The organism is Alteromonas sp. G4i35, assembly GCF_054960375.1.
In genome coordinates this window covers 89,306-110,781 of record NZ_JBHNZD010000016.1, presented here as the reverse complement: position 1 = coordinate 110,781, position 21,476 = coordinate 89,306, and the positions used below count along the sequence as shown (strand labels likewise).

Below are 21,476 nucleotides of genomic sequence, written 5' to 3'. Positions count from 1 at the left end.
GTGCTTTTGAAAAATTACATATAGGGTAACAGCCATGACCGCAGCAGCCTCAATTCAAACGGAACTGAAAGTAACGCCACTTATCGACCTGCCAAATGCAGAACTTATCGAGCGCGCCGTCAAGCGCGGCGAAGGTGTCCTTGACAAAAACGGCGCGCTTGTCGTTGAGACCGGAAAACGAACCGGTCGCTCTCCAAATGATAGATTTATCGTTAAAGAGCCAACAACAGAAAATGACATCGATTGGGGCAAGGTGAACAAGCCTTTTGACGCTGACAAATTTGATGCGCTGTGGGACCGTGTTGAAGCTTACCTGTCTACCCAAGAACACTTTCTTTCACACCTTCAAGTGGGCTCCGATCCTGAACATGCTTTGTCGCTTGAAGTAAGAACGCAAACCGCGTGGCAGCACGTTTTTGCCCGTAACCTTTTTATTATTCCTGAACAATGGAATGTTAAAGGCGATCAGCCTTGGCAAATCTTAAACGTACCTGGTTTCACTTGTGAGCCAGAGCGTGACGGCACTAACAGCGACGGCACAGTTATCATCAACTTCGCTAAAAAGCGTGTGTTGATTGCAGGCATGCGTTACGCGGGCGAAATGAAAAAAGCCATGTTCTCCGTGCAAAACTTTCTGCTTCCGGCAAAAGACGTGCTACCTATGCACTGTTCTGCCAACGTGGGTGAAGACGGCGATGTGACTCTGTTTTTCGGTCTTTCAGGCACAGGTAAAACCACGCTTTCAGCCGATCCTAAGCGCTTCTTGATTGGTGACGACGAGCACGGCTGGGCACCAGGTAGCGTATTTAATATTGAAGGCGGTTGCTACGCTAAATGTATAGACCTATCTCAAAAGAACGAGCCAGTAATTTGGAATGCTATCAAGTTTGGTACCATCCTAGAAAACGTAGTGCTTGATGAAACACGCACGCCAGACTATACCGACACGTCGTTAACCCAAAACTCACGTGCGGCCTATCCGCTTTCACATATTGAAAAGCGCGTTGCTGAAAACCGAGGCGGCGAACCTCGCTCGGTTGTATTTTTGACCTGTGACGTAAGTGGCGTATTGCCTCCTGTTTCAGTGTTAAGTGAAGAAGCTGCGGCGTATCACTTCCTAAGCGGTTACACAGCGAAAGTAGGCTCTACTGAAATTGGCTCTACTAGCGATATTGAATCAACCTTCTCAACTTGTTTTGGTGCGCCTTTCTTCCCACGTCCAGCAGGCGTGTATGCAGAGCTTCTGATTAAGCGTGTTAAAGCGTTTGGCGCTAAGGTTTACTTGGTTAATACCGGTTGGACAGGCGGCCCTTACGGCACAGGTAGCCGTTTTGATATCCCTACTACACGCGCCATCATCGATGCGATTGTATCGGGTAACTTAGCTGATGTTGAAACTCAGCACATTGATGCGTTAAACCTTGATGTGCCAGTGGCAATAGACGGTGTAGACAGTAATTTGCTTGTGCCTCAGAACACATGGGCTGACAAAGAGAAGTACAACGAATACGCCGCTAACTTAGTTAATGACTTTAAACAGAATTTTGAAAAATATGACGTTAGCGATGCTATCGTTAAAGCCGGGCCGGGTAACTAATACCCCGTTCGCCCTTTCCCAACGTTCATCACACTCAACGTGATTGATGTTTTGCCCGCACCGTGTTGCGGGCTTTTTTTATTGTTGTTAACAAATTTAACATTATGAATACGTATGTTTATTTAAGTTGAGCAATGCACTGGCTATCATTCACCGTACACAAGTAGGCTTTAATTAAGCGCGCTCGTTAATTAAGTGCGGTTCGCTAAGAAGCATAAAAAAGGTTTTGAGCATGATAGACAGGAAACAGCGTATAGCACTAGCATGTGCTGGTTTGGCATTTTTCTCGGTAAATACGGTAGCCGAAGTTCAAACAGCGACACTCGAAAAAGCAACGCTAAATATTGATACGGATACCAATGACTTCACGATAAGCGCGTTGCACGATAGTGGCTTTCAAGTAACGTATCTTACTGATGATAATGGCACGCCTTACGCAAATCTACCGTCTATGGCGCTTCCCGAGCCCGCGTTGACTGATGTTACAAACAAAACAGTTAATGATGTAGAGCTAGTTGAAACTGCGACAACCCTAATCTTAAAACTCAATAATATTGCAGCGCATGTTGATAAGGCGACGCACGCTATCAGCTATTCTATTAACGGCAAAATTGTCGCGAAAGAGCAAGGCGGACTAAGTATTTCCAGTGACGGCGTCAGCCTGTCGTTTGCGTTAGATGAAAACGAAAAACTCTACGGTGGCGGCCAGCGCGTTTTAGGTATGGATCGTCGTGGTCATAGCATGCCGCTATATAACAAAGCACACTATGGTTACACCACATCGTCAAACCAAATGTATTTTGGGCTGTCGGCCGTGATGTCGTCAAAAAATTACAGCGTATTGTTCGATAACACCGCTTCTGGTGAGCTAGATATTGGCAAAACGAACAGCGACGAGTTGCTATTTAAGGCACAAGGCGGCCGTGCAAGCTACATCATGGTGTTGGGTGAAAATTTAGAAGATACAGTAAGGTCTACCGTTGCAGTAACGGGAAAACAGCCGCTTCCTCCACGCTGGCTACTCGGTAACTTTGCGTCTCGATTTGGCTATAAATCACAAAATGAAGTGATGGATATTGTCGATGCCTTTAACACGCAAGATATTCCCGTTGATGCCGTAGTACTTGATTTATATTGGTTTGGCAAAGACATTAAAGGGCACATGGGGAACTTAAGCTGGGACACCGCCGCTTTCCCTGAGCCTGAGAAAATGATTAGCGATCTGCGCGCACAAGATGTGAAAACCGTGCTTATAACAGAGCCTTTTATTCTTACGACGTCAAAGCAATGGAATAGTGCCGTTGCCAATAATGCCCTTGCTCAAAACGATGATGGTGCGCCGTATACCTTCGATTTCTATTTTGGCAATACCGGCCTTGTCGATGTGTTCAGTGAAGCGGGTCAAGATTGGTTTTGGCAATATTATGAAAAGCTTGCTGCACAGGGTGTTGCCGGCTGGTGGGGCGACCTGGGTGAGCCAGAAGTGCACCCTGATGATATTCAGCACATGTGGCAGTCTACAAAAGTAAGCGGCGCAGAAGTGCACAATGCCTACGGTCATCAGTGGGCGAAAACCGTATATAACAACTTAACAGAGCTTCAGCCTGATACGCGCCCCTTTGTGCTGATGCGTTCAGGATTTTTGGGCAGTCAACGGTACGGAATGGTGCCGTGGACAGGCGATGTGAGTCGAAGCTGGGGCGGACTTAAACCTCAGGTAGAGTTGGCACTTCAAATGAGTGTTTTTGGAATGGCGTATACCCATTCCGACTTAGGTGGGTTTGCTGGAGGCGAAACCTTTGATCCCGAACTTTATACAAGATGGCTTCAGTTCGGTACCTTTTCACCGGTATTTAGGCCTCACGCTCAAGATAATATTGCGCCGGAGCCAATTTTCCACGCTGACCCCGTAAAGTCTATTGCGCGCAAGTTTATCCAACTTCGCTACGACATGCTGCCTTATAACTATTCATTGGCCTTTGAAAATGCGCTTTACGGCACGCCATTAATGCGCCCGTTAGCTATGGCGTACGGTGAAAGCGATTGGTTTGAAAATGCAGACAGTTATCTGTGGGGCGATGGTCTGTTAGTTTCGCCTGTGACGAGCGCTAACCAAACGGAGTGGCCGACTTTGCTTCCTGAAGGCGTATGGTTTGATTTTTTCTCTGATACGAAATACCAAGGTGGTCAAACCGTTAACTACCCGCTGAGCCAAGATAATTTCCCAGTGTGGGTAAAGGCGGGAAGCTTTATGCCAATGACTAAAGGGCTTAGCCGCACAGAGCAGTTTGATGCACGTAAAATGGAAATGCACTACTGGCATGACAATTCAGTAAATTCATCTTCATATACTTATTACGAGGATGACGGCAAAAATCCAGCGTCTGTCAAAAAAGGCTTATATACAAAGCTACTTCTTAATGCATCAGTAGACGATAAGGCCGCATTAACCCTGACGCTTGATAGTGAAGGCAGCTATATAGGTATGCCTAAGCAGCGAGACATCACTTACGTCGTGCACGGTTTAAGCGAAAAACCACAGAGTGTTTCACTTGATGGCAGGAGCGTGCCTGTAATGTGGGATGAAAAAGGGAAAACGCTTTCACTTGCAATTTCTTGCGATTATCAGCAATCTGTAAAGGTAGTGATTATGTGATAATTAAGGGCTGCTGTTCTTTCTTGCACAGTAAAGGTCAGCGCCCTCAAAAGGTTCACTTTGTGGTCAAGGGCATAACTACGCTGTGCCCTCACGCCTAAATCGGATGTCTTTCTACTGATATCAGCCATGGAGCCCAAATGAGCCGACTTCCTGCCACCATCGTTATTTTCGCTGGTTTTTTTCTAATTGGTAAATTGTTTCTCTTGTGGGGAATATTACTGCCAGATATTGCAGCCGATTTGCAAATGTCTGAAGTAGTCAGTGGCGCACTTTTTTCGCTCTTCTCTGTGGGCATGATGTTAGGCGCTGTGATTGGTGGCAAGTATGCCAGTCGCTTTGAGTATATGCCGCTATTAGCCACGTTATTCAGTATGAATACGACGCTGTTGCTGCTTGTGTCAGTACTTACCGCTTGGCAGTGGTTTTTGGTGTTAGCGGTATTAATCGGTGTGGTGAGCTCAACAATATTTACTATTGGCCACACGCTTATTGCACGAATGTACGCAGAAAAGCGTTTTACTATGATGGGCTTAATGGACTTTATGTTCAGTTTAGGTACGTTTGCGGCGTCGTTCTTTGTAACACTGTTATACCTTGTTGAGCACAACTGGCGTTTACCTATTCAGGTGTTGGCAGGCGTTATGGTTGTGCTTTCGTGCTATGCATTTATTGCGGCGCGCTCTCAGGCAAAAGTACTTAAAGGTCAGCCTAAAGCGCCTAAAAAGACCTTGGCATTTGGGGTCATTATTAAGCAGCCTGTTTTCATATTTCTAACTTTGCTTACCTTTGGCTATGGTGCCGTAGAGTTCGGTAACGCGAACTGGTTTGTGAGCTATGCGCAAAACGGCTTAGGCTTTACCGGCGAACAGTCGAGAAACTTACTGGCATTTTTTACCGCTGGCATGGTGATTAGTCGTCTTACCTTCCCTTTTTTACTGCGATTCGTATCGGTACACCGCATGATTGTAATCATGGCAACAGCCTCGCTTGCGGGTGTATTTGCACTGAAACTAATGCCTTCATTTTATGGGATTGGCGCTGGTAACTTACTGCTTGGTTTAGGGCTAGGTGGGCTCTTCCCGTTAGCACTTTCTGCGGCAATGAATATCGACAGTGACAACGGCCCTGTACTTTCTGGTATTTCTATTATCGGTAACTCTACTGGCGTACAAGTGGCATCGTTTTCTACCGGACTATGGGCGAACTTCGCGCCACTTACTACGGCGTTTTGGGTAATTCCCCTTGGCGGCTGCGTGCTGTGGCTGGCATCTTATGGATACAGCCGAAAAATTAAGTACCGCCGAAGCTAATACCAATCCGTGTAGTGTTTTTGGGCTTAATGGGTTTGATAGGGTAAATAAAACTCTGCGACCAAGCCCTGCTGAGGATGATTTCGCAACGTCACCTCACCATCGTGAGCTTCTACAATTCGCCTTATTATGGCAAGGCCAAGGCCTGAACCTGACGAATTGCGGGCTTTGTCGCCTTGTGCAAACGGCATGAATACACCGTCGAGCTCCGCTTCCGGTATTCCCGGGCCAAAGTCGCGTACTTTGCAATACACGCGCTTTTCGTGGCGATTGTAAAAGCTGCTAATTGCAATATCGTCCGAGCCGTACTTGAAGGCGTTTTCGATGAGATTATCGATCACGCGTTTCATTGCAATTCGTCGTAGCGACAACGGAGGAATGGCGTTGAGTTTGAGTTCAATGTGGTGCTTATCGTCTAAATGTCTGGCTTGTACCAGTTCTGCAATAATCGCGTTTAAATCGGTTTCTTGAGTGACTTCTTCGGTGTCGTAGCGCGCATAGTCAATGAACTGGTCGATGATGGCGTTCATGTCTTCTATGTCATTTACAATGCCGTCTTTTATCCAATCTTGATCTTCTGGCAGCATTTCTGAGGCAAGGCGAATACGGGTAAGCGGTGTGCGCAAGTCGTGAGAAATACCTGCTGTCATGATATTTCGGTCATTCTCAAGCTGCTTAATACCCTGATTCATGCGGTTAAACGCCCGGGTAACCTGAATCATCTCGGTGCTGCCTTGTTCGCGAAGCGGTGCTGGGTGCTCACCTTTACCTACCGCTATCGCTGCTTTTTGCAGGGCTGACAATGGACGGGTCATGCGTCTTACAAACAACCAGCCCCCGGCCACACTTAATATACCAATTACCATCAAGTACATAGTAAGAGGGGATATATTCGCTTCGTTAAGTCCTGAAATAGGAATAGAGATCCACGTATCTGGGTAGCGGTTCAGGGATATCCAAACAATGTATGGCGCATTTTCGTCACTGGCCTGCGTGGTGGTGCTAATGCGCACATCTGCAAGCTGCCGGAGCTGCTCGCTAACCTGAGAAGAAATATAGCTATAGTATACGGCGCTCTCTAATCCATTCTGTTTGGCAACGCTTTCGTCAAAGACCTGTACCTGGGTTTTTTGAAAATAGCGGTCGCGGGTTTCTTGGTTAGTCACCAACAAGTCGTTGGCGAGCACAGATTTTACTTGGGTGGCCAATAAGCTGTTAATTTGTTGGTAGCTGGGCTGAATAAAGTAATAGGTGACAGAGATGTAGGACACAATCTGATTAATAAGCAACAGCACGCCAATAAGCATGACGGTTTGGCCAAATGCACTTTTGGGAATTAAACGCATAACATGCCGTCGCTTTGAATCATAAGCCAGAGTTTGGAATGGCAGTAGGTAAACGCATAATTAGGGGTCATGAGTAAACATACTTCACTTGCGCACAGGCCAAGACGGAAGAGCCCGCCGTATCAGTCATAGGTGCTAAACTTGTTCGCCATCAGGCACGAATACGTAGCCCAATCCCCATACAGTTTGTATATAACGAGGGTTGGCAGGGTCTTCTTCAAGCATTCTTCGTAAGCGTGAAACCTGAACGTCAATACTGCGCTCTAATGCGCTGTAGTCGCGACCACGCGCTAGGTTCATCAGTTTGTCTCGTGACAAAGGCTCACGTGGGTGAGTAACCAGAGATTTCAATACCGCAAACTCACCGCTTGTCAGGGTTAAAGGTGTATCGCCAGCTGTCATTTCTCGGGTGGCAAGGTTCAGTTTGTAATTGCCAAATTCCACAATTTGCACATCTTTAGACGGCGCGCCCGGCGCTTCGCTGCTGCGTCTGCGCAATACCGCTTTAGCGCGTGCTAGTAGCTCGCGGGGGTTAAATGGTTTAGGCAAATAATCGTCTGCGCCCATTTCAAGGCCGATAATACGGTCAACTTCATCGCCTTTTGCAGTAAGCATAATAATGGGCATGTCGTTTTCTTGCTGGCGCAATCTGCGGCATATAGACAAGCCGTCTTCGCCAGGTAGCATAAGGTCCAAAACCATTAAATGAAAATTCTCGCGCTCAAGCAGTCTGTCCATTTGTTCTGCGTTAGCCGCACTGCGAACTTGATAGCCCTGCTCAAGCAAATAGCGCTCTAATAGGCTGCGCAGACGCATGTCATCATCAACAACGAGAATTTTAGAGGTTTCCTGACCCATACTCATACCTTTCGTTTTACTTTTGTTTCACTATAACCACAAGATGTGAAATACAAAAGCGAGAAAAGCGTAAAAGGCTGGGGATGTTTGTTACAAATAGTGTCTAGGTCTGTCGAACTTAGATGTAAAGAAAGAGCCAGCAAAGGCCCAGTAAAAGCCCAGCAGACTCCAACGAGGAGGAAGCCATTACGCTTTTCTCCCCACTGAGCTTATAGTGAACTACGTATTGGTGAGAGGCTTTATACCGTAGGCGCTGCAACAACACACCAGCAGTTCAAGTTGTAATCCTTAAGAGGCGCTAATCAAAAGTGACGACGTTAAGGGCTTTTGTTTGCGCCGTTCCATTAAGCGTTTCTAAATATAACTGCGTTATAGCATCAGCTCTGCGGTGCGATTGCTCATAAAACTGATCGCTCACTTTCTCTGCGAAGCGTTTCCATGCACTGGCGTATTTTGCCAAAAAGGCCTCGTGCCCCATTCATGTTGGCGCAGTTTCACGCGAGCTGGCGCGAAAAATATCTCTGCATTGAGCAATTTGGGGTTGGGCTTCTCTTGGGCTTTCCAATCTGTCGCACCAATGAGTGTAACGTCGCTCAGGCTGTCGCCAAGCTGCTTGGTAAGGTCATTAATCAACGTACCGTTGGCAGCGAAATCAAGCAGCCAGTAGCGCGCATCGCTGCTTTTACTGCTATTGCCTTCGCTACTTAGGGCTGAGAGTTCGTCATAGCTATACACTTCATCGTAGCAACCGGACGCTTTTACCATATCCACGTTTTGTTTCGAGGTTAGCCCAACCACCTTATAGCTTGCGTTTCGAGAGGCCTTCTGGTCTTTAAGTAGTTGCGCTGTACCCAATGCGGTTTTACTCGAAGCGCTCGACAACAGTAAGGTTTCATTGTTTGCTTTCTCTGCCACATAGTCATCGAGAACAAACGAAGTCATATAAAGGGGTCTAAAATTAAGCTGCCATGCTTCGCGGTTTTTGTCGTAGCCGGGGTCGGCGGCACAGCGAAGATATTGATCGTAAACAGGGCTAATGCTTTTCCGTTTTTCGTGGATGTCTGAAAAGCCGTGAGGGGCAACTTTTCCAGCTTTTATCACCCAATGGCTAGCCATAGGCAGGTAGCCGAACACCTTTTCACCTACTTTGATATCGCTATGACAAGACGCCTTAACGGTAGCAAAGCCCCAAACGGGCACAATACCGAAGCCATGTGCTTCATCAACGTCATTATCCCTCTTTGCAGGGAAAAAGCCCCAATAGCCCATTTTAAAACCCAGTGCAGCATAGGTGATGTTGTTGGCAGAAAAGCCAAAGCTGTCTGTCTCAAGCAATACTTCGTCTTGCTGTAAGTCGCTGATGTTTATATCGCGGGAAACAACGTTAGTGTTGGCAAGGTTTTGCTGGTCTACCCAAATTTGTTGGCTTTTAATTGTGGTCATAATAGGAGCCTGCTGTGTCAAAAACTAGGTCGAGAAACTAAATCAAGAAACTAAATCAAGAAAGTTTCCGAATAGAACCTAGATTGACGCAGGGCATGAGCCATTACGACTTACTGTTTTAAATACATGCCTATAGAAGCGATGTATATTGGGCTTACTCGTCGCTGCTCAACCAATCCATCTGATGACCAGCTCTGCGCTTTTTATTTAAGATGTCTTCAAGGAGCGGAGTTAAAATGAGCTCCATGGCTAAGCCCATCTTTCCGCCGGGTACAACCAAGGTGTTGATGCGAGACATAAACGCGCCGTCGATCATTTGAAGGAGGTAGGGGTAGTCCACAGTCTTCATTTCCCGTCTAAAGCGCACAACCACAAAGCTTTCATCTTGGGTTGGAATTTCCCGTGCACTGAAGGGGTTGGAGGTATCAACGGTTGGTACGCGCTGGAAGTTAACGTGGGTGCGTGAAAATTGTGGCGTGATGTAGTGGAAATAGTCGTCCAGTCCTCGCACTATGCTGCTCATTACCGCTTCACGAGAATGTCCTCGGTCAGTGGTGTCGCGTACAATTTTTTGAATCCACTCTAAGTTTACAATCGGCACCATGCCGACCAGTAAATCTACATGTTTTGCTACGTCATTTTCTTCCGTTTTTACACCGCCATGTAAACCTTCATAGAACAGCAAGTCAGTGTTTTTGGGTAAATCTTGCCAAGGTGTAAAGGTGCCGGGCATTTGATTAAAAGGCACGGCTTCATCGAATGTGTGAAGGTATTGTCTAAACTGTCCTGTACCCGAGCTGCCGTATTCCCTAAACAGGGATTCCAGTAGCTCAAAGTCGTTGGCTTTAGGGCCAAAGTAGCTGATATGTCTGCCTTGTTCTTGGGCTTTGCGAATTTCCACTTCCATTTCCGGGCGGGTAAAACGGTGAAAACTATCGCCTCCTACAACCGCAGCATTAACACTTAAGTTCCTGAAAATATGGCGTATAGCGTTGGTCGTGGTAGTAGTACCCGCGCCAGAAGAACCTGTTATAGCAATAATAGGGTGTTTGACAGACATAGGAATTCTTTTTGGAAATGACGGGTACTAGTTATAAGCTGATGTGAGCTAAGAATCAAGGGGAGGTATAAGCGCTTATTACTCGATTCTTAGAAGTTGCTTTCGCTCCAGCCTGCGTATAATCAATCATCTAGCCGTTTGTGATGGTGCTGCAATAGGCGCACAATTAGCTTTGCCTCTTCTTCATCTAAATCAAGAAGTGCGCGAACATGTTCTAGGTGATGCACATCGTGCTCACTCAACTTTCCGTCGTCCAAAACGCTTCTTACTGTGTTTTTAAACCTATTGCGTTTTAGCTGCATCTGTGACGTGTAGCTAGAAGATAAAATACCCGCTGGTAAGGCGTAAAAACAGATACCCATAATAGTTATGAGGCCGCCAAATATTTTACCCAATGCAGTTATAGGAACGGCGTCACCATAGCCCACTGTGGTCAGCGTGACGAGTGCCCACCACAATGAAGCGGGAATACTGCTAAAAACATCCGGCTGAGCAGCATGTTCAATGTAGTAAATACAGGTGGCGGCAATAATCGTGAACAACAAAAGTACGCTTAATGCCGCAATAAGGCTGTGAGACTCGTTGCGCAATACGGTAATGAGAGTTTGCATAGAGCGTGAATAGCGCCCGATTTTTAGAATTCGCATTACCCGAAATATTCGCAAAATACGTAAATCGAACGCCACGAAAACGCTTAAGTAAAAAGGCAGAATTGCCATTAGGTCGACGAGCGCCATGGGACTTTTCAAATAGGACCAGCGCTTTTGCCATGTCGTTGTACGTTCGTGATTAGGGCGGTTTGGGGCCGATGCGCTGCCGTATAAACGAAGAAAGTACTCAACGGTAAATATCAGTACTGAAACCACTTCGATTATATGAAGTTCGTACTGCCAAATGGCAGGGATACCCGGCACTGTTTCCAGCATCATAGCGACAACATTTACAATAATTAACGCGATGAGAAATACATCAAATATTTTGCTGAGCTTTTTGTACTCGTGAGCCTCGCTAGCAGGCGCAAGGATGTGATAGCACGCGTTTTGAAATGACATAGCCATAGTAGTGAGGGAACGAATGTCCTTTTTATACCAATTACCGTTGCAAATTGGTAATGCTTCTAAAAAAGAAGAGGGTGTTTGGCGCTATTTTCAAGCGCGGATGGGGTCAAAACATGGTAGTTTAAAATACAAATAAGCAAATAAAGAGCGTATCCAATTGAAAAGTACAAAACATTTAGGGGCAGCACTAACCTCGGCACTGCTTGTGGCTATGTCTGTGCCCACAGCACAAGCTAAGTCTGACAGCGTACTTTTTTCATCAACGCCACCTGTTATAGATGGCGTAGCCAACGATGCGGCATGGGAAGAGGGCGACTGGCATGAAATGACGGCTCTTATGTGGGGCTCAGCTCCTGAGTCCGGTGATTTTTCTGGTCGATATAAACTGCGATGGAACAAGGATGCGCTGTATCTGTTGGCAGAAATACAAGACGATCACCTTTCAGATACCTATGCCAATCCCCTTGAACGTTATTGGGACGATGACTGTTTAGAGATTTTCATTGATGCGGATGCCTCTGGTGGCGATCACCTTAATAATTACAATGCGTTTGCCTATCACTTGGCGCTAGATAATCAGGTTATTGATATAGGTCCAAACGAAGCAGGAGAGGCTGTACCACAACTCTACAATGATCACGTAGAGAACAAATGGCAGCGAGATATATCGGCGCCGCATAAGATTCATTGGGAAGCAGCGGTACGTGTATTTGATGATAGCTATCAACACGGAAAAGATAATTCGCCAGTTACCTTAAAAGAAGGTATGACACTGGGCTTTATGCTTGCCTATTGCGATGCGGATGGTGGCGACAGAGAGCACTTTTTAGGCTCTCATGAGATCACCCCAGTAAACGGCGATAAAAACTTGGGGTATAAAGATGCGTCGGTGTTTGGAAAGGTGAAGCTGACAAAGTAGCGAACCATAATTTGTCGCTACTTTAATTGATTGACTTGCTGCGCGTAATTGGAAGGAGTCGCAGAAATGCCACTCCTTTTAACCTGCAATCACTCACCTTGACTAAAAGCCATGCCATTTGGCGATAAAAAAAATGCGCAACAGAGCTCGTCACGCTCTAGCTGGTTGAGTTAATTGGCTTCGCCTTCCTGCTTACTCAGATCTAACTTGTCCAGCACTGCAAGTTTATTAAAACTGATCATCTCACGTATTTCTTTTCCATATTCATCGCCACGCTCAGAATACTTCCCTAAGCCATAGCTAAGCGCAACCCCGGTGACAGCCTTGTCTTCTTCACGTAAGGATTGGCGAATGTTACGCAATGGTTTGTAAGCATCGTGGGTGTTTAAATTTAGCATGTAGCTTTCTACTGAGTCGGCAGGCGAACGGAAATCAGCCACTTCATGATTTTTGTTAGTGTCCCGCGATTTTGGAACGATACCGCAGCCCTTAGAGAAGCACCACTGACCAAAAAAGTTGTTCCCTAATTTTGCAAAACGAGAGGTACCCCATGCACTTTCATTCGCTGCTTGTGCAATAGCTAACGACGCAGGAACAATGTCGGCACGCCTTAACAAAACCTCGCAGGCTGACTCCTGTTCAAGGTCAGCATCGTCAACACGAAACTTTGTCAGGAACTGGTCTAGATTGTCTGCTTCATCCGCGTTGCATGAACTTTGAATTTGCTCCCTGTCGGTGGCTAGCTCTTTGTTCACCTCGACTACAATAGGAGTGAAATACTCAAAAAATGCCGCTTTTCGGTCGGGGCCTGCGGCATAAGCAGTAAAATCTGGAGCAGATTCTTTGGCAAAAAAGGCGAACCACACTGCGGTACTCGCCACTACTGCTACAAGCAACACAGCTATAAGTTTAGTGTTCGACATCAGGTGATACCTCTTTTATTAGAATGAAATAATACGCTTTTTAAGCGGACTACCTGAGCTTATTAAATCTCGCTAAGTGGTTAATCATCTTTGCGGATTGAAACCAATACCATACAGGTTCTTGTATGCGCTGCAACATATGGAGAAGGTCAGTAAATTAAAGATTTATAATGTATACAGTACTATCGGCAAGTACCAAATCAGACTCGATGTGAAATTCAATACCTTATTGCTTATGTACTGAGCGCGAGTTTTCTTTTGTGTTGAGCGTTAGTATCAGGTTAAGCAGTGATATGTAGCTGGGAAACTACGATTTCTGCGTTTACTGCACGTTAGCATGGTGAGTAAGTGGTAAGAGTAGGTAAGAGTAAAAGTGGGGGGCGTAGAATTCACACCCTGGCTTTTCGTAATTATGTAAGAACGCAGCATTACGCTGCGTTCATTTAGCACTTTCTATGAGGCTTTCGGCTACTTGGCTTCAGCTTCACGCGCAATCGCACGGTGCGCGATATCAGTGCGGTAGTACACATCTTTAAACTGAATGGCTTTTAGTAGCTCGTAGGCTTTTTGCTGCGCTTCGGTAACGTTGTTACCCAAAGCTGTAGCGCAAAGTACGCGGCCACCTGCGGTTACCACTTCGCCATCTTGCAGGGCGGTGCCTGCATGGAAAACCTTTCCGTCTAACTTAGCGGCTTCTTCGAAACCAGTAATCACGTCGCCTTTATCATAGCTGCCTGGATAGCCGCCAGCGGCAAGCACAACACCTACCGACGCGCGCTCATCAAACTCAATCGTTTTACCAGCAAGTTCGCCTTTGCACGCTGCTTGGCAAAGTGGAACCAAGTCAGACTTTAAGCGCAGCATGATTGGCTGGGTTTCCGGATCGCCAAAGCGACAGTTGTATTCGATTACCTTTGGAGTGCCATCAGCCATAATCATAAGGCCAGCATATAAAAAGCCAACGTAGTCGTTGCCTTCAGCAGCCATGCCGTTAACTGTTGGCATAATCACTTCTTGCATAATACGGTCGTGAATGTCCTGCGTTACAACCGGAGCCGGAGAATATGCACCCATTCCGCCTGTGTTCGGCCCTTTGTCACCGTCAGCAGCACGCTTGTGGTCTTGGCTGGTGGCAAAAGGAAGTACGTTTTTGCCGTCTACCATGACAATGAACGACGCTTCTTCACCGTCTAGGAATTCTTCAATAACTACGCGGCTGCCGGCTTCGCCAAACGCGTTACCTGCCAGCATGTCGCGGATAGCGTCTTCCGCTTCTTCAAGGGTCATCGCAACAATAACACCTTTACCCGCAGCAAGACCGTCAGCCTTTACTACAATCGGCGCGCCTTTCTCACGCACATAGGCAATAGCTGGGTCAATTTCTGTGAAGTTTTGATACTCGGCCGTTGGAATGTTGTGGCGAGCCAAAAAGTCTTTGGTAAAAGCTTTAGAGCCCTCAAGCTGCGCGGCAGCTTGAGTGGGGCCAAAAATCATTAAACCAGCGTTTGTGAACGCATCAACAACACCTGCAACTAGCGGCGCTTCTGGGCCTACAATAGTAAGCTCAACATCGTTACCCTGAGCAAAAGAAACCAAGCCAGCAATATCATTTACATCGATAGCTACGTTCTCAAGCTTAGGTTCTGTAGCTGTGCCTGCATTGCCAGGTGCTACAAATACTGTTGAAACATCAGAAGACTGCGCTGCTTTAAACGCTAGCGCGTGTTCGCGGCCACCGCCGCCAATTACAAGTACGTTCATTAACTGTTCCGTTTTGAGTGTTTAATTTTATGATTTTGGTTTGGTGAATTTTAGCGTCATGCGATTGCTCTCGCCAATCGCCATGTATTTTTCGCGATCTTGATCATCTAGCGCCAAACGTGGAGGTAGCGTCCACACACCTTTCGGGTGGTCGGCAGTATCCATTGGGTTCGCGTTGACATCGCTGCTTGCTTCAAGCACAAAGCCTGCTTTTTCGGCGGCAGCCACAACGTAAGAACGCTTCATGTAGCCACTTTTCTTCATTGCTTCATCATCTGCGCTTTCAGGAAGCTCATGTTCCACTACGCCCAGTACGCCACCTGGCTTAAGCGCTTTGAAAAATGCGCCAAATGCATTGTCGATACCCTCGTCACCGTGACGCATATACCAGTTGTGTACGTTGCGAAACGTCAGCACCATATCGGCACTACCTGCGTCGCTAATATCTAACGCTTTGATTGGGTCGAATGCAGTAAGCTCAGCACCTTCGTACTTCATGCCCGGCTTCATTTTTTCTTTGAAGCCTTCCACCGATTTTTTAAAGTAACCGCTGGTTTCATCATCAACGTAAAAGTGAGCAGCTACATACTTACCGTTATCTTTTACAACAGAATAAAGGATGTCGGCGTACCAACCACCACCTGGAGAGATTTCTACCACAGTCATGTCTGGGGTAAGGCCAAAAAAGCGCAGTGTTTGCTGAGGATTACGGTACTCATCGCGTACTTTTGCACTAGCAGAGCGGATATCGCTCATTGCGGCATCAGAAATCGCATCTGCGCTGGCATAAGCAGCACTTACACCTAGGGTTGCGGCTAACACATATTGGGCTAACTTTTTCATTCTTATTTCCTTTTTCTGTCGAGGGTAGGCGAATAACATAACACTATTACTACAAATTACCACGGGTCAGATCAAGCCTATCAGCTAACCCCTATTTGCACTTACGCCTTAGCAGAATAATTCGCGACTCTGTCGCTTCGATGAGATTTCACTACAACTAAGCAAATGACCTCGAGTCTGCGTATTTAAAAGGGTTAAGGAAAAATAACAAACACACAGTAAAGCCACTAAATGCCACTTTACTGCGTGTTTAACTTAGGTGTTGGTGTCCCTCACTAAGCCTGCACTAAAAGGTATTGCGTAAATACTTATTAGTGACGGAAGTGGCGCATACCCGTGAACACCATAGCAATGCCGTGCTCGTCAGCTGCATCAATGACTTCTTGGTCGCGCATAGAGCCGCCTGGCTGAATGACTGCTTTAATACCTGCTTCAGCCGCAGCGTCGATACCGTCGCGGAATGGGAAGAATGCATCAGACGCCATTACAGAGCCTGCAACTTCAAGGTTCTCATCAGCTGCTTTAATACCCGCAATTTTCGCAGAGTAAACACGGCTCATTTGACCTGCGCCCACGCCTACCGTCATACCGTCTTTGCAGTAAACAATCGCGTTAGACTTCACGTATTTTGCTACCTTCCAGCAGAACATAAGGTCGCGTAGTTCATCTTCGCTTGGCTTACGCTTAGTCACAACTTCTAGGTCTTCCATTTCAACCATGCCGAAGTCGCGCTCTTGTACTAATAAACCACCGTTTACGCGCTTAAAGTCATAACCTTCAGTTAGCTGACCAGCCCAGTCACCACATGCTAGAAGACGTACGTTTTTCTTCGCACTTACTACTTCTTTCGCTTCATCGCTTACTGTCGGCGCAATAATGACTTCCACAAATTGACGGTCAACAATCGCTTGCGCCGTTTTCGCATCAAGCTCTCGGTTAAACGCGATAATGCCACCAAATGCAGACGTTGGGTCAGTTTTAAACGCACGGTCGTAGGCACTTAAAATATCATCGCCAATGGCCACACCACATGGGTTAGCGTGCTTAACGATTACACATGCTGGCTCTTCGAATTCTTTTACGCACTCAAGCGCCGCATCCGTGTCAGCAATGTTGTTGAATGACAGTTCCTTACCCTGAAGCTGAGTAGCGGTAGCCACAGACGCTTCTTGAACATTGTTTTCAACATAGAATGCCGCTTCTTGGTGGCTATTTTCGCCATAGCGAAGGTCTTGCTTCTTAGTAAGCTGCATGTTGTAGGTACGTGGGAATTCACTGTGCTGGTGGTCACAGTCTGCTTCACAACCTGTGCTGTCTAAACGAGCACCAAAGTAGTTTGCAATCATGCCGTCGTACTCGGCCGTATGTTCAAACGCTTTAATCGCAAGGTCAAAACGGGTGTTGTACGTTAACGAGCCATTGTTGTCGTTCATTTCTGCAAGCACGCGAGAGTAGTCCGCCGCATTAACAACGATGGTGACATCTTTATGGTTTTTCGCTGCAGCGCGAACCATCGTTGGCCCACCGATATCAATATTTTCAATCGCATCTTCTAGCGTACAGTCTTCGTTTGCCACGGTAGCAGCAAACGGGTAAAGGTTAACCACCACAAGGTCGATAGGCGCAATGCTGTGTTCTTCCATCACTGCTTCATCGGTACCGCGACGACCAAGGATACCGCCATGAATTTTCGGGTGGAGGGTTTTAACGCGGCCAGCCATAATTTCTGGGTGACCTGTGTGATCAGACACTTCTTTAACAGGTAAGCCAGCGTCAGCGAGAAGTTTAGCAGTACCGCCCGTCGACAGAAGTTCTACGCCAGCGTTATGCAGCGCTGTCGCGAAATCGAGGATACCGGTTTTATCAGAGACACTAAGGAGAGCACGTTTAATTGGTTTTGGTGTTTGCATAAATTTTAAGTTTCTAATGTTGTAGTGTTGAAACAAAAAGAGCACCGATTGGTGCTCTTTGGTGGGCAAAGCCCTTGGAATCTTAGTTCATGCCGTATTGCTTAAGCTTCTTGCGAAGTGTGCCACGGTTGATGCCCATCATGATGGCAGCGCGGGTTTGATTGCCGCGTGTGTAAGTCATGACTTCTTCTAGCAGCGGCGCTTCAACTTCAGCCAGTACCATTTCGTACAGGTTATCGATGTTTGCGTTATCCAATTGCTTAAGGTACTTATTAACCGCTTGCTTTACAGAGTCACGCAGTGGCTTTTGAGCTTGCGTTTGTGAAGGCGTAGTTACTGTAGTAGTAAAAGGTGAAGTCACGTTTTGATCGAACATAATACTGTGTTGCTCTTAAGTTAGTCATCACTATGCTGCGGGAGAAATCTGTCGGGTTTCTCGTGTCTGCAGCGCTTGAAAATATGCATTTAGTGCATCGAGTTGCTCATTCGCATCATCGATAGCGTTAAACGTTTTACGAAACTGACGATCCGTATCGTGCTCCGCGAGATACCAGCCCACGTGCTTACGGGCAATTCTCACACCGGCTATGTCGCCATAAAAGTCCTGCACATTGGCTACGTGCTCATGCAAGAGTTCATATAACTCTGACAGCGGCGGTGCTGGTAGGTTCTCGCCCGTTTCAAGATAATGTTGGATTTGCTTAAATATCCAAGGTTTACCTTGCGCGCCGCGACCTATCATTACGCCATCTGCACCGGTGTAATTCAGCACCTCTTGTGCTTTCTCTGGAGAAGTAATATCACCATTTGCAATAACAGGAATTGAAATTGCCGCCTTTATTTGACGTATGGTGCTGTATTCAGCTTCTCCCTTATACATACAAGCTCGTGTTCTGCCGTGAACAGCAAGCGACTGTATGCCGTTTTGCTCTGCAATGCGGGCAATCTCTACCCCATTGCGATTTTCTGGGTTCCAGCCGGTACGAATTTTTAGTGTCACGGGTACATCAACAGCATTAACTACTGCTTTAATAATCGCTTCCACTGTGTCTGGGTATTGAAGCAATGCAGAACCTGCTAGCTTCTTATTGACCTTTTTAGCAGGACAACCCATGTTGATATCGATGATTTGCGCACCGTTCTCAACATTAAATTGTGCTGCTTGAGCCATAAGCTCAGGATCAGCCCCAGCTATCTGTACAGAGCGAATGCCTTCTTCACCCTCATGATTCATACGCGCTTGTGATTTAGCTGTGTTCCAAACTTTCGGGTTACTCGAAAGCATTTCTGAAACAACAAGCCCTGCACCTAAGCGCTTACAAAGTTGGCGAAACGGTCTGTCTGTTACGCCAGCCATGGGGGCCAACATCAAATTGTTTTCTAACTCGTAAGGTCCAATTCGCATTGTAAAATGTATAGCTCGCCATCTAAAACTGCACAGAAAATATACACCCGGCTAAAACGGGGCGCTAAGTGTACGTGTTTTCGCAAGGCTTGAAAAGGCTAAAAATCGCACAAAATTTCACTCCGTGGTCTTGACAGTGAAAAAAATCTGTCACATTAGTAAGCTAACGTCGATTTTTAGTTTAAATATTGTACGAAAGTCTTACAGCCCCCGATTTGAAAGGGCTGTAATGTGAAAAAAATTAACAATTAATTAGGCGGCAACGTGCTTTGTCGTACAAATTTTCGTCGCAATTTTGAGGTGGTTTACCGAAAACACACTATTCTAACTGGGCGTAATTTTCACCGACTGGTCGGTTTATCGCTCAAACTTAGTGTTTTTTGCCCGACACTCTCGCCCATTCACCATCAATGGCACTGGGTTCAAGAGTAATATCGTTAGCGTACGCTTCTTCTATGCGCGTAACTTGCTCCGCCAAAATGCCAGAAAGGACTAACAAACCGCCTGATTTGCAGTAGTTTGTAATAACGCTTTGAAGTTCTAGTAATGGACCTGACAAGATGTTCGCCATCACGACATCGGCTTCAAGCTCAGGCTGGTTTTCAGGAAGGTATACATCCAAACGGTCTTCAACGCCGTTGCGTCGTGCATTTTCTTTTGTTGCTTGTAGCGCTTGTGGGTCGATATCAATGCCGATGACGCGTTTAGCACCCAATTTCAACGCAGCCAGCGCTAATATTCCAGAGCCACAGCCAAAATCGACAACGGTTTTATCTGTCATATCTATGCCGTCTAGCCAGCGCAAGCAAAGCGCTGTGGTAGGGTGCGTGCCAGTACCAAAGGCAAGCCCAGGATCTAACATTACGTTAACGGCGTTTGGATCGGGAACATCGCGCCAGCTTGGGCATATCCACAAGCGCTCGCCAAATTGCATGGGATGGAAGTTATCCATCCACTCTCGCTCCCAGTCTTTGTCTTCAAGTGGCTCAAGCTTATATTTAAAATCAGGGCCTAAGACTTTGGCTTTACCCAAGCGCTGAAGGATGCCTTTCATATCGGCATCAGCTTCAAATAAGCCGACGACTTGTGTATCGGGCCACAGTAACACTTCACCCGGCTTGGGCTCGTACATAGGGGTGTCTTTCGCATCCACATAGGTCACTGCTTGTGAGCCGTTGGCCGTTAGCATGTCGCCTATTGATTCTGCATGTTCAGAGGAGGTATTAATTCGAAGTTGTAGCCAAGCCATAGTTATCGTTCATTGAGACCTTTGCGCTTTATTGTACCTTTGCTTGGCAGTAAACAAAATGCAGGCAAGCGAAAAGCTTTCAGTAAATGAGAGCGCGATGCTTACAGAGGCATGATCAAATCTAACCACTTTGGTTTTCAACAGGCTCTCACGTACTCAATAAAACTTGGCTGCTCAATTGATTACGTAAGCCTCGAGAAAAACTAACCTTTTGTCGACTGGTGAAATTCTAATATAAGTTTATATTATGAGAAGGGTATCGTTTAATTTATAGTCTGGTTCATCTGTTGTATGCGCGCACTTTTATCTGCTGTTTGTTTACTGTGTTTTATCATACCGCTTAGCGCGAAAGAGCTAGATGTGGTTGTAGGCTGGAACAAGCCTCCATACGTTATTTCACAAGAGCACACCGGCTTTGAAGTTGACTTGGTGCGGGCGATCCTTGCTGAAATGGGATATGGATTGTCGCCTATTTATGTTCCTTTCGGGCGTACGGCAAGGTTATTAAAAGATGACGCAGTTGACATTGGACTTACCCTTAATCCTGCACACACGGTCGATCAAAGCATTTTATCTGAGCCATATATTATCTATCAGAACGTCGTGGTAACACGGGCAGACAGAGAACTGACGATAGACAGTATCGACGATTTGAAAGGTAAAAGCGTCATTGCTTTTCAAACCGCTCAATCGGTATTAGGTGAGGACTTTGGGCGAACTCTTGCATCGCAAACTACCTATATAGAAATGGCACGACAAGATCGTCAAGTGGACATGCTGATGCGCGGCAGTGTCGATGTTGCCATTCTCGATAGAAATATTTTCAACTACTTCAAATCTGCAAACAGTGCTTATGCCGAAGACGCAACCGTCTTTCATGAGCTTTTTCCTATATCGCCTTACAGTGCTGCGATCCCCGACCCAGCGCTAAGAGCCAAGTTCAACGCCACCCTTCGGCTATTTATTGAAGATGGGCGGTATCAGTTACTGCTTGATGAATATAAGCTCGATAACCTCCTTCATAAGCTTCCCGTAGCGGAAACGGCAAAATAATTCTTAGACAGTGAACTATTTCTGATTCAACGTATAAGAAACTAACATTACGTTACCTTCTATTGCCGTCAAACGCTGCATA

The 21,476-nt window shown here is 46.3% G+C and carries 16 protein-coding genes and 1 pseudogene; 5 read left to right on the top strand and 12 right to left on the bottom strand.

The window, feature by feature from the left end:
• The first annotated feature begins 34 nt into the window (after positions 1 to 34).
• The 3 genes from ACFI6L_RS12110 to ACFI6L_RS12100 all read left to right on the top strand — a co-directional run bounded on the left by ACFI6L_RS12110 (position 35) and on the right by ACFI6L_RS12100 (position 5,566).
• Positions 35 to 1,597 (top strand): phosphoenolpyruvate carboxykinase, encoded by a 1,563-nt coding sequence (locus ACFI6L_RS12110; RefSeq protein ID WP_462574097.1) that lies wholly within the window; start codon positions 35 to 37, stop codon positions 1,595 to 1,597.
• A 232-nt stretch (positions 1,598 to 1,829) separates the two neighbouring features.
• Positions 1,830 to 4,253, top strand: a complete 2,424-nt coding sequence (locus ACFI6L_RS12105; protein ID WP_462574095.1) for a TIM-barrel domain-containing protein — start codon at positions 1,830 to 1,832, stop codon at positions 4,251 to 4,253.
• Positions 4,254 to 4,393: 140 nt separating this feature from the next.
• Entirely contained in the window at positions 4,394 to 5,566 is a 1,173-nt protein-coding gene (locus ACFI6L_RS12100; protein ID WP_462557733.1) for an MFS transporter, read from the top strand.
• 26 nt (positions 5,567 to 5,592) lie between these two features.
• On the opposite strand, the gene envZ is transcribed toward ACFI6L_RS12100, so the two are convergent.
• The 5 genes and pseudogenes from envZ to ACFI6L_RS12075 form a co-directional block, all read right to left on the bottom strand.
• Entirely contained in the window at positions 5,593 to 6,912 is a 1,320-nt protein-coding gene (gene envZ / locus ACFI6L_RS12095; RefSeq protein ID WP_014951299.1) for a two-component system sensor histidine kinase EnvZ, read from the bottom strand.
• A 135-nt stretch (positions 6,913 to 7,047) separates the two neighbouring features.
• Positions 7,048 to 7,770: an osmolarity response regulator transcription factor OmpR gene (gene ompR / locus ACFI6L_RS12090; protein ID WP_014951298.1), complete on the bottom strand. Its 723-nt coding sequence runs from the start codon at positions 7,768 to 7,770 to the stop codon at positions 7,048 to 7,050.
• A 298-nt stretch (positions 7,771 to 8,068) separates the two neighbouring features.
• Positions 8,069 to 9,213, bottom strand: a pseudogene (locus tag ACFI6L_RS12085) (DUF2855 family protein).
• A 154-nt stretch (positions 9,214 to 9,367) separates the two neighbouring features.
• Entirely contained in the window at positions 9,368 to 10,273 is a 906-nt protein-coding gene (locus tag ACFI6L_RS12080) for a phosphoribulokinase (protein WP_014951296.1), read from the bottom strand.
• A 122-nt stretch (positions 10,274 to 10,395) separates the two neighbouring features.
• Positions 10,396 to 11,331, bottom strand: coding sequence for an ion transporter (locus ACFI6L_RS12075; RefSeq protein WP_342317639.1), 936 nt, complete (start codon positions 11,329 to 11,331; stop codon positions 10,396 to 10,398).
• A 157-nt stretch (positions 11,332 to 11,488) separates the two neighbouring features.
• On the opposite strand from ACFI6L_RS12075, the gene ACFI6L_RS12070 reads away from it, so the two are divergent.
• Positions 11,489 to 12,250 carry a sugar-binding protein gene (locus ACFI6L_RS12070; RefSeq protein WP_049585477.1) on the top strand — a complete coding sequence of 254 codons (762 nt, stop codon included), beginning with the start codon at positions 11,489 to 11,491 and terminating at the stop codon, positions 12,248 to 12,250.
• A 170-nt stretch (positions 12,251 to 12,420) separates the two neighbouring features.
• Here ACFI6L_RS12070 and ACFI6L_RS12065 read toward each other — a convergent pair whose 3' ends face one another.
• The 7 genes from ACFI6L_RS12065 to prmA all read right to left on the bottom strand — a co-directional run bounded on the left by ACFI6L_RS12065 (position 12,421) and on the right by prmA (position 20,341).
• Positions 12,421 to 13,173 carry a glucosaminidase domain-containing protein gene (locus ACFI6L_RS12065; protein ID WP_462574094.1) on the bottom strand — a complete coding sequence of 251 codons (753 nt, stop codon included), beginning with the start codon at positions 13,171 to 13,173 and terminating at the stop codon, positions 12,421 to 12,423.
• Between the two features lie 468 nt (positions 13,174 to 13,641).
• Complete coding sequence (gene purD, locus ACFI6L_RS12060) at positions 13,642 to 14,934, bottom strand: phosphoribosylamine--glycine ligase (protein WP_014977766.1); 1,293 nt, start codon at positions 14,932 to 14,934, stop codon at positions 13,642 to 13,644.
• Positions 14,935 to 14,961: 27 nt separating this feature from the next.
• Complete coding sequence (locus ACFI6L_RS12055; RefSeq protein ID WP_462574092.1) at positions 14,962 to 15,777, bottom strand: class I SAM-dependent methyltransferase; 816 nt, start codon at positions 15,775 to 15,777, stop codon at positions 14,962 to 14,964.
• Between the two features lie 311 nt (positions 15,778 to 16,088).
• Positions 16,089 to 17,687 (bottom strand): bifunctional phosphoribosylaminoimidazolecarboxamide formyltransferase/IMP cyclohydrolase, encoded by a 1,599-nt coding sequence (gene purH, locus ACFI6L_RS12050; protein ID WP_014977764.1) that lies wholly within the window; start codon positions 17,685 to 17,687, stop codon positions 16,089 to 16,091.
• An 82-nt stretch (positions 17,688 to 17,769) separates the two neighbouring features.
• Positions 17,770 to 18,063 (bottom strand): DNA-binding transcriptional regulator Fis, encoded by a 294-nt coding sequence (gene fis / locus ACFI6L_RS12045; RefSeq protein WP_012520109.1) that lies wholly within the window; start codon positions 18,061 to 18,063, stop codon positions 17,770 to 17,772.
• 30 nt (positions 18,064 to 18,093) lie between these two features.
• A complete protein-coding gene (gene dusB / locus ACFI6L_RS12040; protein WP_014951289.1) occupies positions 18,094 to 19,092 on the bottom strand; it encodes a tRNA dihydrouridine synthase DusB in 999 nt (332 codons plus the stop codon).
• Between the two features lie 370 nt (positions 19,093 to 19,462).
• Positions 19,463 to 20,341, bottom strand: a complete 879-nt coding sequence (gene prmA / locus ACFI6L_RS12035) for a 50S ribosomal protein L11 methyltransferase (RefSeq protein WP_462574091.1) — start codon at positions 20,339 to 20,341, stop codon at positions 19,463 to 19,465.
• Between the two features lie 291 nt (positions 20,342 to 20,632).
• Here prmA and ACFI6L_RS12030 point away from each other — a divergent pair, with 291 nt between their 5' ends.
• The gene (locus ACFI6L_RS12030) at positions 20,633 to 21,394 is read left to right on the top strand and encodes a substrate-binding periplasmic protein (RefSeq protein ID WP_014951287.1); all 762 of its coding nucleotides are present in this window, start codon (positions 20,633 to 20,635) and stop codon (positions 21,392 to 21,394) included.
• Positions 21,395 to 21,476 lie beyond the last annotated feature (82 nt).